This window comes from Streptomyces misionensis, from assembly GCF_007896895.1.
Classification (GTDB): domain Bacteria; phylum Actinomycetota; class Actinomycetes; order Streptomycetales; family Streptomycetaceae; genus Streptomyces; species Streptomyces misionensis_A.
Map to the genome: position 1 here is coordinate 1 of NZ_VOGW01000155.1, position 12,874 is coordinate 12,874.

Genomic DNA, 12,874 nt, shown 5'->3' on the forward strand with positions numbered 1-12,874 from the left:
CTGGTCGGCTCCGCGCCCACCCGCTCGCCGCTGGGCATCCGGGTCAATCCGCAGATCGGGGGCGGCAGCATCGGGGCGACGTCCACGGCGACCGAGACCTCGAAGTTCGGGGTGGCGCTGCGCGACGAGGGGGCGCGCGAGTGGGTCGTACGGGCGTACGCGGAGCGGCCGTGGCTGACCCGGCTGCACGCGCACACCGGCTCGCAGGGGATTCCGCTGGCGCTGCTCGTGCGGGGTGTGGCGGAGACCTTCGCGCTGGCCGAGGAGATCAACGCGCGGGTGGGGCGGCGGCAGATCGACACGCTCGACATCGGCGGCGGGCTGCCGGTGAACTTCGCGGGCGAGGCGACGACGCCGACGTACGCGCGGTACGCGCGGCTGCTGGCCGAGCAGGTGCCGGAGCTGCGCGCGGGGCGGTACGGACTGGTGACCGAGTTCGGGCGGTCGCTGCTGGCCAAGCACGGCACGGTGGTGGCGCGGGTGGAGTACGCCAAGCGCTCGGGCGGGCGGCGGATCGCGGTGACGCACGCGGGCGTGCAGGTGGCGACGCGGACGGTGTACGCGCCGGGGGCGTGGCCGCTGCGGCTCGCCGCGTACGACGCCGAGGGGCGGCCGAAGCCGGGGCCCGAGGTGGTGCAGGACGTGGCGGGACCGGCCTGCTTCTCGGGCGACCTGCTGGCCGAGGGGCGCGCGCTGCCCCCGCTGGAGCAGGGCGACTACGCGGCGGCGCTGGACACGGGCGCGTACTACTTCGCGCACCACTACGCCTACAACTCCCTGGCCCGGCCCGGGATCTACGGCTTCGTGCCGGACGGCGCGGGCGGCGTCGCCTTCGCCACCGTGCGGGAGCCCCAGACGGTCGCGGAGGTGGTCGCGGAGTCCGGAGGGGCGCACGCGTCCGCGCTCACCGCCCTCCACGCGCCCGAGCGCCGTTGACGCGCCCCCGCCGGCCTCGAACAAATGGATTAACTCCGGCGCGTCAGAGGCCGGTTGGCCAACACTAGTACGCCGGACGCATGTTCCACTGGAAAATGCCAAACGGCTCACCCCTCCCCCACACGTTGCGTAGTCTCGGGATCACTCAGCCGGAGTCCCAGGCGGGAGGGGAGCCACGCGGTGCCCGGAATCGACGAGTGCCTGCTGGAAGCGATGCGATTGCCCGGCGCCCGGGGTGCCGCGCTGGTGGACTGGACGAGCGGCCTCGCGCTCGGCACGGTCGGGGAGGCGCCCGGCGGGGATCACGAGGCGGCCGCCGCCGAGGCAGCCGAACTGGCCCGGATGGCCGCCGAGCACGGCACCTTCACCGCCCGCGGTGAGGACCGGCCGCCCGTGGAGGACGTGATCGTCAGCAACGCCGACAGCTACCACCTGCTGCGGTTCGTGGACACGTCGTTCGACAGCAGCGTGTTCCTGCATCTGTGGCTGGGGCGGGCGGAGGGCAATCTCGCGCTCGCCCGCATCCGGCTCGGCGAGATGGCCGCCCGCCTGGTGCTGGGATGACCATGGTCCGCACACCGCCGCTGCCGGTGCGGGACACATCGGCCCCCCGCGCCCTGTCCCCGATGCTGACCCGGCTGGCCGAGGAGCGGGCCACCGGCGTCCTGGTCCGCGAGTACGGCGCCCTGCACCTCGTTGAGGGCCGGGTGGTGTACGCCGAGAGCCCCCTCGCCCCGGGTCTCGACGTGCTCCTCACGGCCCACGGCACCCTGGCGGCCGCCGCCTGGCAGCGGGCCGCCGCCGCGGCCGAGGGGCCGCTGCACGCGGCCGAACTCCTGCTGGCCTCCGGCCTGTTACCCGCGGGCGCGCTGGAGCTGTGCCATCTGGACGCGCTGTACGACGCCGGGTACTTCGCCCTGGCGCCGAGCAGCACACCGGGCAGGTTCCGCTACGACGGCGCGCCCCGCACCGGCCCGCTGCCCTCGGTCCCGGTGGTCGCGCTGGAACACGAGACCCTGCGCCGCCGGCTGCAACTGCACCGCCTGTGGCCCGACCCGGCCACCGACACCGCGCCCCTGATCCGCGCGGACCCGCCGCCCGGGCACCGGGCGGCGGGTCCGCGCGGATCAGGGGCGCGGTGTCGGTGGCCGGGTCGGGCCACAGGCGGTGCAGTTGCAGCCGGCGGCGCAGGGTCTCGTGTTCCAGCGCGACCACCGGGACCGAGGGCAGCGGGCCGGTGCGGGGCGCGCCGTCGTAGCGGAACCTGCCCGGTGTGCTGCTCGGCGCCAGGGCGAAGTACCCGGCGTCGTACAGCGCGTCCAGATGGCACAGCTCCAGCGCGCCCGCGGGTAACAGGCCGGAGGCCAGCAGGAGTTCGGCCGCGTGCAGCGGCCCCTCGGCCGCGGCGGCGGCCCGCTGCCAGGCGGCGGCCGCCAGGGTGCCGTGGGCCGTGAGGAGCACGTCGAGACCCGGGGCGAGGGGGCTCTCGGCGTACACCACCCGGCCCTCAACGAGGTGCAGGGCGCCGTACTCGCGGACCAGGACGCCGGTGGCCCGCTCCTCGGCCAGCCGGGTCAGCATCGGGGACAGGGCGCGGGGGGCCGATGTGTCCCGCACCGGCAGCGGCGGTGTGCGGACCATGGTCATCCCAGCACCAGGCGGGCGGCCATCTCGCCGAGCCGGATGCGGGCGAGCGCGAGATTGCCCTCCGCCCGCCCCAGCCACAGATGCAGGAACACGCTGCTGTCGAACGACGTGTCCACGAACCGCAGCAGGTGGTAGCTGTCGGCGTTGCTGACGATCACGTCCTCCACGGGCGGCCGGTCCTCACCGCGGGCGGTGAAGGTGCCGTGCTCGGCGGCCATCCGGGCCAGTTCGGCTGCCTCGGCGGCGGCCGCCTCGTGATCCCCGCCGGGCGCCTCCCCGACCGTGCCGAGCGCGAGGCCGCTCGTCCAGTCCACCAGCGCGGCACCCCGGGCGCCGGGCAATCGCATCGCTTCCAGCAGGCACTCGTCGATTCCGGGCACCGCGTGGCTCCCCTCCCGCCTGGGACTCCGGCTGAGTGATCCCGAGACTACGCAACGTGTGGGGGAGGGGTGAGCCGTTTGGCATTTTCCAGTGGAACATGCGTCCGGCGTACTAGTGTTGGCCAACCGGCCTCTGACGCGCCGGAGTTAATCCATTTGTTCGAGGCCGGCGGGGGCGCGTCAACGGCGCTCGGGCGCGTGGAGGGCGGTGAGCGCGGACGCGTGCGCCCCTCCGGACTCCGCGACCACCTCCGCGACCGTCTGGGGCTCCCGCACGGTGGCGAAGGCGACGCCGCCCGCGCCGTCCGGCACGAAGCCGTAGATCCCGGGCCGGGCCAGGGAGTTGTAGGCGTAGTGGTGCGCGAAGTAGTACGCGCCCGTGTCCAGCGCCGCCGCGTAGTCGCCCTGCTCCAGCGGGGGCAGCGCGCGCCCCTCGGCCAGCAGGTCGCCCGAGAAGCAGGCCGGTCCCGCCACGTCCTGCACCACCTCGGGCCCCGGCTTCGGCCGCCCCTCGGCGTCGTACGCGGCGAGCCGCAGCGGCCACGCCCCCGGCGCGTACACCGTCCGCGTCGCCACCTGCACGCCCGCGTGCGTCACCGCGATCCGCCGCCCGCCCGAGCGCTTGGCGTACTCCACCCGCGCCACCACCGTGCCGTGCTTGGCCAGCAGCGACCGCCCGAACTCGGTCACCAGTCCGTACCGCCCCGCGCGCAGCTCCGGCACCTGCTCGGCCAGCAGCCGCGCGTACCGCGCGTACGTCGGCGTCGTCGCCTCGCCCGCGAAGTTCACCGGCAGCCCGCCGCCGATGTCGAGCGTGTCGATCTGCCGCCGCCCCACCCGCGCGTTGATCTCCTCGGCCAGCGCGAAGGTCTCCGCCACACCCCGCACGAGCAGCGCCAGCGGAATCCCCTGCGAGCCGGTGTGCGCGTGCAGCCGGGTCAGCCACGGCCGCTCCGCGTACGCCCGTACGACCCACTCGCGCGCCCCCTCGTCGCGCAGCGCCACCCCGAACTTCGAGGTCTCGGTCGCCGTGGACGTCGCCCCGATGCTGCCGCCCCCGATCTGCGGATTGACCCGGATGCCCAGCGGCGAGCGGGTGGGCGCGGAGCCGACCAGGGCGTCCAGCCGGGCCAGCTCCTGCGGGTTGTCCGCGTTCACGGCGATGCCCAGCGCCAGCGCCTCGCGCAGCTCCGCCGGGGTCTTGGCCGGCGAGTCCAGCACCGTGCGGGCCACCGGTACGCCGGCCGCGCGCGCGAGGGCCAGCTCGCCGGGGCTCGCCACCTCGGCGCCGATGCCCGCCTCGTGCAGCAGCCGCAGCACCGGCACCAGCGGGGTCGCCTTCACCGCGAACGCGTGCAGCACCGGGGTGCCCGGCGCGAGCACCGCCTCGAACGCCGCGCGCAGCTCCGCCGCCGACTCCCGGATGCCGGTGACGTCGAGCAGGCCCACCACGGCCGCGTCCGGTCCCAGCAGGCCCTGCGCCACCGCGGCGCGCACCGCCTCGTCCCGCCGCGCGGCCCGCCGCCCCGCCTCGGCCCCGGCCGCCACCTCGTCCTCGACCTCGTGGTCCACCGTGTCTCCCTCCTGTCGGCCGTCAGGTGGTTCCAGCCAAACACCCGGGACGCGCGGATGGGGACGGCCCGATGTATTGACTAGTTCTATTCAGGAAGACAGGATGTGAATAGACGTAGCAACAGCAGGAGGCAGAGATGTCGGGACCCCGCCCCGTACGAGCACCGCGCGGCACGGAACTCAGCGCCCTGGGCTGGCAGCAGGAGGCCGCCCTGCGCATGCTCCAGAACAACCTCGACCCCGAGGTGGCCGAGCACCCCGACAAGCTCGTCGTCTACGGCGGCACCGGCAAGGCCGCCCGTGACTGGCGCTCCTTCGACGCCATGGTGCGCACCCTGCGCACGCTCAAGCAGGACGAGACCATGCTGGTCCAGTCCGGCCGCCCGGTCGGCGTGATGCAGACCCACGAGTGGGCCCCGCGCGTCCTCATCGCCAACTCCAACCTGGTCGGCGACTGGGCCAACTGGGAGGAGTTCCGCCGCCTGGAGGCCCTCGGCCTGACCATGTACGGCCAGATGACCGCCGGCTCCTGGATCTACATCGGCACCCAGGGCATCCTCCAGGGCACCTACGAGACCTTCGCCGCCGTCGCCGCGAAGAAGTTCGGCGGCACCCTCGCCGGGACCATCACCCTCACCGCCGGCCTCGGCGGCATGGGCGGCGCCCAGCCGCTCGCCGTCACCATGAACGACGGCGTCGCGATCTGCATCGACTGCGACCCGCGCGCCATCGACCGCCGCATCGAGCACCGCTACCTGGACGTGCGGGCCGACAGCCTCGACCACGCGCTCCGGCTCGCGACGGAGGCCCGCGACGCGCGCCGCCCGCTGTCCATCGGCGTCCTCGGCAACGCGGCCGAGCTGGTCCCGCAGCTGCTGGCGATGAACGCGCCCATCGACATCGTCACCGACCAGACCTCCGCCCACGACCCGCTGTCCTACCTGCCGGTCGGCGTCGCCTTCGAGGACATGGCCGACGCCGCCGCGAAGGACCCGGCCGGGTTCACCACCCGGGCCCGCGAGTCGATGGCCCGGCACGTCGAGGCGATGGTCGGCTTCCTGGACGCCGGCGCCGAGGTCTTCGACTACGGCAACTCCATCCGCGGCGAGGCCCAGCTCGCCGGGTACGACCGCGCGTTCGCCTTCCCCGGCTTCGTCCCCGCCTACATCCGGCCGCTGTTCTGCGAGGGCAAGGGCCCCTTCCGCTGGGCCGCGCTGTCCGGCGACCCGGCGGACATCGCCAAGACCGACAAGGCGATCCTCGACCTCTTCCCGGAGAACGAGTCCCTCGCCCGCTGGATCAAGATGGCCGGCGAGCGCGTGCACTTCCAGGGCCTGCCCGCCCGTATCTGCTGGCTCGGCTACGGCGAGCGGGACAAGGCCGGCGAGCGGTTCAACGACATGGTGGCCTCCGGTGAGCTGGCCGCGCCGCTCGCCATCGGCCGCGACCACCTCGACTGCGGCTCCGTCGCCTCGCCGTACCGCGAGACCGAGGCGATGCTCGACGGGTCCGACGCGATCGCCGACTGGCCGCTGCTCAACGCCATGGTCAACGTCGCGTCCGGCGCCTCCTGGGTGTCCATCCACCACGGCGGCGGCGTCGGCATGGGCCGGTCGATCCACGCCGGCCAGGTCACCGTCGCCGACGGCACCAGGCTCGGCGGCGAGAAGATCCGGCGCGTGCTCACCAACGACCCCGGCATGGGCGTCATCCGGCACGTGGACGCCGGGTACGACATCGCCGAGTCCGTCGCGCAGGAGCGCGGGGTCCGGGTGCCGATGCGTGAGGGTGGCGAGGCGTGACGCGCGGTCCCGGCGGGCACGGCGACGCTCCGGCGGGGGCCGCGGCCCCGCCGCCGGGCGCGGCCCCGGCCGAGCCCACCCGTCCGCGGCCGGTCCGCGGTGCCTCCTTCCACGAGATGTGGGCCGACCTGCTCCCCATCGGGCGCGACGCCGGCTCCGGCGGATACCGGCGCCACGCCTGGACCGGGCCCGACGCCGAATGCCGGGCGTGGTTCAGACAGCAGGCCGAGGACCGCGGCCTGGTCCACGAGGTGGACCGGAACGGCAACCAGTGGGCCTGGCTGGGGGACCCGGCCGCCGGGGACGCCGTGGTCACCGGGTCGCACCTGGACTCCGTGCCGGACGGCGGGGCCTTCGACGGGCCCCTCGGGGTCGTGTCCTCCTTCGCCGCCCTGGACGAACTGCTCGGCAGGGGAGTCCGGTTCACCCGGCCGCTCGCCATCGTCAACTTCGGTGACGAGGAGGGCGCCCGGTTCGGGCTGGCCTGCGTCGGATCGCGGCTGACCGCGGGCGCGCTGACGGTGGAGGACGCGCACCGGCTCACCGACGGGGACGGGATCACCCTGCCCCGGGCCATGGCGGCCGCCGGGTACGACCCCGAGGCCATCGGCCCGGACCCGGAACGCCTCGCCCGGATCGGCGCGTTCGTCGAACTGCACGTCGAACAGGGCCGCGCGCTGGACCTGTCCGGCGACCCGGTCGGCATCGCCAGCGCCATCTGGCCGCACGGCCGCTGGCGGTTCGACTTCCGGGGCGAGGCCAACCACGCCGGCACCACCCGGCTGGCCGACCGCCGCGACCCGATGCTGTCGTACGCCGAGACCGTGCTCGCCGCCCGGCGCGAGGCCGAACTCGCCGGCGCCGTCGCCACCTTCGGCAAGATCGCGGTGGACCCCAACGGCGTCAACGCGATCCCCTCACGAGTGCGCGGGTGGCTCGACTCCCGCGCCGCCGACCAGGAGACCCTGGACACGGTGGTCGCGGGCGTCGAGAAGGCGGCCCGGGAGTACGCGGCCGCGCACGGCGTGGACCTCGACGTCGTACGGGAGTCCTTCACGCCCGTCGTGGAGTTCGACCACGCGCTGCGCGACGAACTCGGCCGCATCCTGGGCCGGGACACCGCACTGACGGTGCCCGTCCTCGGCACCGGCGCCGGACACGACGCCGGAATCCTCTCGGGGAGCATCCCCACTGCCATGCTGTTCGTGCGCAACCCCACCGGTGTCTCGCACTCCCCGGCCGAGTTCGCGGCCGAGGACGACTGCGTGGCCGGGGTGGGCGCGCTCGCCGACGTACTGGAAGGGCTGGCCTGCAGGTGACCAAGGCGACCTACTGGCTGGAACACGCCTGGCTCGGCGACCGTGTCGAGCCGGGGGTCCTCGTCGAGACCGAGGGCGGGCGGATCGGTGCCGTGCGCATCTCGGTGCCCGCCCCGCCGCCCGGCGCCGAGGTGCTGCGCGGGCTCACCCTGCCCGGCCTGGCCAACGCCCACAGCCACGCCTTCCACCGGGCGCTGCGCGGCACCGTCCAGGTCGGCTCCGGCACCTTCTGGACCTGGCGCGAGGTGATGTACTCCGTCGCCGACCGGCTCACCCCGGAGCGCTACCACGCGCTCGCCCGCGCGGTGTACGCCGAGATGGCGCTGGCCGGCATCACCTGCGTCGGCGAGTTCCACTACGTGCACCACGCCCCCGGCGGCACCCCCTACGCCGACCCCAACGCCATGGGCGAGGCGCTGATCGCGGCCGCCGCCGAGGCCGGCATCCGGATCACCCTCCTCGACACCTGCTACCTCTCCGCGGGCTTCGGCCAGGCGCCCGACACGCACCAGCTGCGGTTCTCCGACGGCACGGCGGAGGCCTGGGCGGAACGCTGTTCAATTCTCAAGGAACAGGATCACGCACGGATCGGGGCGGCGATCCACTCCGTACGGGCCGTACCCGCCGGCCAGTTGGCGACCGTGGCCCGCTGGGCCGAGGAACGGCGGGCCCCGCTGCACGTGCACCTGTCGGAGCAGCCCGCCGAGAACGACGCCTGCCTCGCCGCGCACGGCCGCACCCCCACCCGGCTGCTCGCCGACCACGGGGTCCTCGGGCCGCGCACCACCGGGGTGCACAACACGCACCTCACCGACGAGGACATCGCGCTGCTCGGCGGCTCGGCCACCGGCACCTGCATGTGCCCGACGACCGAGCGCGACCTGGCCGACGGCATCGGCCCGGCCGCCGCCCTGCAACGAGCCGGCTCCCCGCTCTCCCTCGGCTCCGACAGCCACGCCGTCATCGACCTGCTCGAAGAGGCGCGCGCGATGGAGCTGAACGAGCGGCTGCGCACCCGCACCCGGGGCCACTGGACGGCCGCCGCCCTGCTGCGGGCCGCCACCGCCGACGGCCACGCCGCCCTCGGCTGGGACGAGGCCGGCACCATCGAGCCGGGCGCGCTCGCCGACCTGACCACGATCGCCCTGGACTCGGTCAGAACAGCGGGCCCCGCGCCACGGCTGGGCGCCGAGACGGCCGTATTCGCGGCGGGCGCGGCGGACGTACGGCATACGGTCGTGGGCGGCCGGCACGTCGTACGCGACGGGGCGCACACGCGCGTACCGGATGTGCCGCAGGCCCTCGCGCGGGCGGTCGAGGCCCTCCGCTCCTGACACCCACCCACGAGGACACCATGAGCAGCAGCACCGTCATCACCAACATCGCCGCACTGGTCACCAACGACCCCTCCCTCGGTGACGACTCCCCTCTCGGTCTGATCCAGGACGCGGCCGTCGTCATCGACGGCGACCGCGTCGCGTGGACCGGTGAGTCAAGGAAAGCACCCGCCACTGACAACCGGGTCGACGCGGGCGGCAGGGCGGTGCTGCCCGGCTTCGTGGACTCCCACTCCCACCTGGTCTTCGCCGGGGACCGCACCCAGGAGTTCAACGCCCGGATGTCCGGCCGCTCCTACTCGGCGGGCGGCATCCGCACCACCGTCGCCGCCACCCGGGCCGCGAGCGACGCGGAGCTGGAGGCCAACCTCACCCACTACCTGGCCGAGGCGCTGCGCCAGGGCACCACCACCTTCGAGACCAAGTCCGGCTACGGCCTGACCGTCGAGGACGAGGCCCGCGCCCTGCGCCTCGCGGCCCGGCACACCGACGAGGTGACCTTCCTCGGCGCGCACATCGTCTCCCCCGACTACGCCGACGACCCGGCGGCCTATGTCGCCCTGGTCACCGGGGAGATGCTGGACGCCTGCGCGCCGCACGCCCGCTGGATCGACGTCTTCTGCGAGAAGGGCGCCTTCGACGGCGACCAGGCCCGCGCGATCCTCACCGCGGGCAAGGCGAAGGGCCTGCACCCGCGCATCCACGCCAACCAGCTGTCCTACGGCCCCGGCGTGCAGCTGGCCGTCGAGCTGGACGCGGCCAGCGCCGACCACTGCACCCACCTCACCGACGCGGACGTCGACGCCCTGGCGAGCGGTGACACGGTCGCCACGCTGCTGCCCGGCGCCGAGTTCTCCACCCGCGCCGAGTGGCCCGACGCCCGCCGGCTGCTGGACGCGGGGGTCACCGTCGCCCTGTCCACGGACTGCAACCCGGGTTCCTCCTTCACCTCCTCCGTACCGTTCTGCATCGCCCTGGCCGTCCGTGACATGGGGATGACCCCCAACGAGGCGGTCTGGTCCGCCACCGCGGGCGGCGCCGCGGCCCTGCGCCGCACCGACATCGGCCGCATCGCCCCCGGCGCCCGCGCCGATCTGACGCTCCTCGACGCCCCCAGCCACGTCCACCTCGCCTACCGGCCGGGCGTGCCCCTGGTCAGCGGGGTGTGGCGGGCCGGCGTCCGGGTGGTCTGAGCCCGCGGACACCCCCGCACACATGCCGAAGCGGCCCGGTCGGGAACACCGGGCCGCTTCGGCATGTGTGCTGTGCGGGGAGCGAGGCGGGGGAGGTCACTCCTCCACCGTCAGCCCCTTGCGCAGCCGTACCAGCGTGCGGGACAGCAGGCGGGACACGTGCATCTGGGAGATGCCGAGCTCCTCGCCGATCTCCGACTGGGTCATGTTGGCCACGAAGCGCAGGGAGAGGATCTTCCGGTCGCGCGGGGGCAGCCCGGCGATCAGCGGCTTGAGGGACTCGATGTACTCGATGCCCTCGATCCCGTGGTCCTCGTACCCGATGCGGTCCGCGAGCGCGCCCTCGGTCTCGTCCTCCTCGGGCTGGGCGTCCAGCGAGGAGGCGGTGTAGGCGTTCGAGGCGGCCATGCCCTCGACGACCTCCTCGTTCGAGATGCCGAGGCGCTCGGCAAGCTCCGCGACGGTCGGCGCGCGGTCCAGCTGCTGCGCCAGCTCGTCCCCGGCCTTCGCCAGGTCGAGGCGCAGCTCCTGGAGCCTGCGCGGCACGCGCACGGACCACGAGGTGTCGCGGAAGAAGCGCTTGATCTCGCCGATGATGGTTGGCATCGCGAAGGTGGGGAACTCCACGCCGCGGGCGAGTTCGAAGCGGTCGATCGCCTTGATCAGGCCGATGGTGCCGACCTGGATGATGTCCTCCATCGGCTCGCTGCGGGAGCGGAAGCGGGAGGCGGCGAACTTGACCAGCGCGAGGTTCAGCTCGACGAGCGTGTTGCGGACGTACGCGTACTCGTACGTCCCTTCCTCCAGCGTCTCCAGACGCTCGAAGAGGGTCTTGGACAGGGCCCGTGCGTCGACGGGGTCGACCTCGTCATAAGGGGGGATCTCCGGGAGTCCCTCGAAGGGGTCGTGGAGATCGATGGGATGATCCAGTTGTTCCGGTGGGGGTGTCGACGTCGCGGTCGGGGTAGGCGAGGCGTCGAGCCGGGGTGACATGGGTGTCCTCCATCGTTCTCGGCATCAGGCTGCCGAAGCCGTTGCGTGCACTGCGGAGTGCGGCGCCTCCAAAGCCGGCGTGTAGGGGTAGGTGTCCTTACTAGCCCTATCGGCTTTACCGAAGCGATCGCAAGTGCGTTCTGTTTGTGTATGTCCGTTTATGTGAGGTTGTTCGGGTGTCGGAGTGCCCTGGGAAGGCGTAATGTTCGAGGGCATCAGCAGCCACGACCTCGGGAGAGAGACGGCATGGACCACGGGACGGTCGGCAGCGCACAGTCGGGCCGGCTTCTGGTGGAGGTGCGGGAAGAGGGCGCCAGCGCCGTTGTCACACCGGCGGGTGAGCTCGACCACCACACCGCCGATCTGCTGCGGGAGCCCCTCGACGACCTCCTCGGCAAGGGTTTCTCACGGCTGGTGGTGGACTGCTCGCGCCTGGACTTCTGCGACTCCACGGGGCTGAACGTCCTGCTCGGGGCCCGGCTCAAGGCGGAGGCCGCCGGCGGCGGGGTCCATCTGGCCGGGATGCAGCCCGTTGTCGCTCGCGTGTTCGAGATCACCGGGGCCGAGGCGGTCTTCACCGTCCACGACTCCGTGGCGGACGCGCTGGCCGGGGAGGGCGGCGGCACCGACTGAGCCCGCGACCGTCGCGTGGCCGGGTACGCCGGTACGGCTGGTGACCATTCACTTCTCATGAGCCCCAGACATCTCGCCGATCCCACACAAGACGGTGGTGTTCAGGCGCCCGGGTCGGGCAGGAGAAGTGCTGACGACCATCGGCCGCCGGGCAGCCGTGGCGGCGCCGCGGGTGTGACGTACCCGTGGGTGTGCGACGGCCCCGATCGGGCAGGAACCTGCCCGGACGAACGCGAACCGATGGTCGTGCGGCAAGTGCGGGCGACGGCCCGTACGGCGGACGGACGACGATCGGCGGATCGTCGGCCTGTCGTGGCCACGGCCGGGCACGAGGGCGCGGAAGGTGGACCACGGGCGGACGGGACTGATGTGGGGATGGCGGGACGGACGGCGGACGCTGGTGCCGACGGCGGACGGACCGACCGGTGCCGGGCGGTGCCGGACTTTTCAATCGTGAACTGGTGATTCGGTGAGGTGAAGCGCTGATGAGCACCACCCGGCCCTACCCGCCGGGCGACCGCGGCCCGGAGCCGAGCGGCGCTTCCGGGGCGCCCGGGGAGGACACGCCGGCCGGCGCGCCCTCCGTCATGGGCGCGGCCGTGTCGTCCGTGCCGCCGTCCGGGACGGACGTCGGCGTCGCCGAAGCGGCGCGAGGGCGACAGGTCCGCAGTCTGGAGCTGCGGGGGGAGAGCGGTGTCGTGCCACTCGCCCGCGACTTCACGCGGCAGGCGCTGTACGCCTGGGGCTGGCTGCCCGCCGAGACCGCCGACCGGCGGGCCGCGGCCGAGGACGTGCTGCTCGTGGTCTCCGAGCTCGTCACCAACGCCTGCCTGCACGCCGAGGGCCCCGACGAGCTGGTCCTCACCTGCGACAACAAGGTGATCCGGCTGGAGGTCACCGACGGCGGCAGCGGCCAGCCGGCCCCGCGCAACCCGCACCGCGCCGGCCGCCCCGGCGGCCACGGCATGTTCATCGTCCAGCGCCTGTGCCTGGACTGGGGTGTCCTGCGCACCCCCGGCCGCCCCGGCAAGACGGTCTGGGCGGAACTGGGCGCCCCGGCCT

Annotated in this window: 11 protein-coding genes and 1 pseudogene; 9 read left to right on the forward strand and 3 right to left on the reverse strand. The window is 73.8% G+C overall.

The genetic code is table 11. The features are described from left to right. The 3 genes and pseudogenes from FRZ03_RS25665 to FRZ03_RS41445 form a co-directional block, all read left to right on the forward strand. Positions 1-936 (forward strand): type III PLP-dependent enzyme domain-containing protein (locus FRZ03_RS25665; RefSeq protein WP_146467507.1); only part of this gene is annotated, 936 nt, incomplete at its 5' end. A 180-nt stretch (positions 937-1,116) separates the two neighbouring features. Next, the gene (locus FRZ03_RS25670; protein WP_146467508.1) at positions 1,117-1,500 is read left to right on the forward strand and encodes a hypothetical protein; all 384 of its coding nucleotides are present in this window, start codon (positions 1,117-1,119) and stop codon (positions 1,498-1,500) included. Continuing rightward, positions 1,497-2,030: pseudogene (locus FRZ03_RS41445) on the forward strand (transcriptional regulator); the annotation flags it as partial. The gene FRZ03_RS25670 and the pseudogene FRZ03_RS41445, both read left to right, overlap by 4 nt. Positions 2,031-2,579: 549 nt before the next feature. On the opposite strand, the gene FRZ03_RS25685 reads toward FRZ03_RS41445, so the two are convergent. Together FRZ03_RS25685 and FRZ03_RS25690 are read right to left on the reverse strand one after the other, a co-directional pair. Beyond that, positions 2,580-2,963 (reverse strand): hypothetical protein, encoded by a 384-nt coding sequence (locus FRZ03_RS25685; RefSeq protein ID WP_146467508.1) that lies wholly within the window; start codon positions 2,961-2,963, stop codon positions 2,580-2,582. 180 nt (positions 2,964-3,143) lie between these two features. After that, positions 3,144-4,535: a type III PLP-dependent enzyme domain-containing protein gene (locus FRZ03_RS25690; RefSeq protein WP_186785613.1), complete on the reverse strand. Its 1,392-nt coding sequence runs from the start codon at positions 4,533-4,535 to the stop codon at positions 3,144-3,146. 137 nt (positions 4,536-4,672) lie between these two features. Here FRZ03_RS25690 and hutU point away from each other — a divergent pair, with 137 nt between their 5' ends. The 4 genes from hutU (at position 4,673) to hutI (ending at position 10,186) form a co-directional block, all read left to right on the forward strand. Further along, positions 4,673-6,337, forward strand: coding sequence for a urocanate hydratase (gene hutU, locus FRZ03_RS25695; protein WP_146467509.1), 1,665 nt, complete (start codon positions 4,673-4,675; stop codon positions 6,335-6,337). A gap of 116 nt (positions 6,338-6,453) precedes the next feature. Beyond that, positions 6,454-7,656, forward strand: a complete 1,203-nt coding sequence (locus FRZ03_RS25700; protein ID WP_146467526.1) for an allantoate amidohydrolase — start codon at positions 6,454-6,456, stop codon at positions 7,654-7,656. After that, the gene (locus tag FRZ03_RS25705; protein WP_146467510.1) at positions 7,653-8,990 is read left to right on the forward strand and encodes a formimidoylglutamate deiminase; all 1,338 of its coding nucleotides are present in this window, start codon (positions 7,653-7,655) and stop codon (positions 8,988-8,990) included. Before FRZ03_RS25700 ends, FRZ03_RS25705 begins: the two co-directional genes overlap by 4 nt. Positions 8,991-9,010: 20 nt before the next feature. Beyond that, positions 9,011-10,186 (forward strand): imidazolonepropionase, encoded by a 1,176-nt coding sequence (gene hutI, locus FRZ03_RS25710; RefSeq protein ID WP_146467511.1) that lies wholly within the window; start codon positions 9,011-9,013, stop codon positions 10,184-10,186. Positions 10,187-10,282: 96 nt separating this feature from the next. On the opposite strand, the gene FRZ03_RS25715 is transcribed toward hutI, so the two are convergent. Beyond that, entirely contained in the window at positions 10,283-11,179 is an 897-nt protein-coding gene (locus FRZ03_RS25715; RefSeq protein WP_146467512.1) for an RNA polymerase sigma factor SigF, read from the reverse strand. A 246-nt stretch (positions 11,180-11,425) separates the two neighbouring features. Here FRZ03_RS25715 and FRZ03_RS25720 point away from each other — a divergent pair, with 246 nt between their 5' ends. Beyond that, positions 11,426-11,812 (forward strand): STAS domain-containing protein, encoded by a 387-nt coding sequence (locus FRZ03_RS25720; RefSeq protein WP_146467513.1) that lies wholly within the window; start codon positions 11,426-11,428, stop codon positions 11,810-11,812. Between the two features lie 485 nt (positions 11,813-12,297). Further along, positions 12,298-12,874, forward strand: a 577-nt coding sequence (locus FRZ03_RS25725) for an ATP-binding protein (protein WP_146467527.1), incomplete at its 3' end; no start/stop codon positions are given.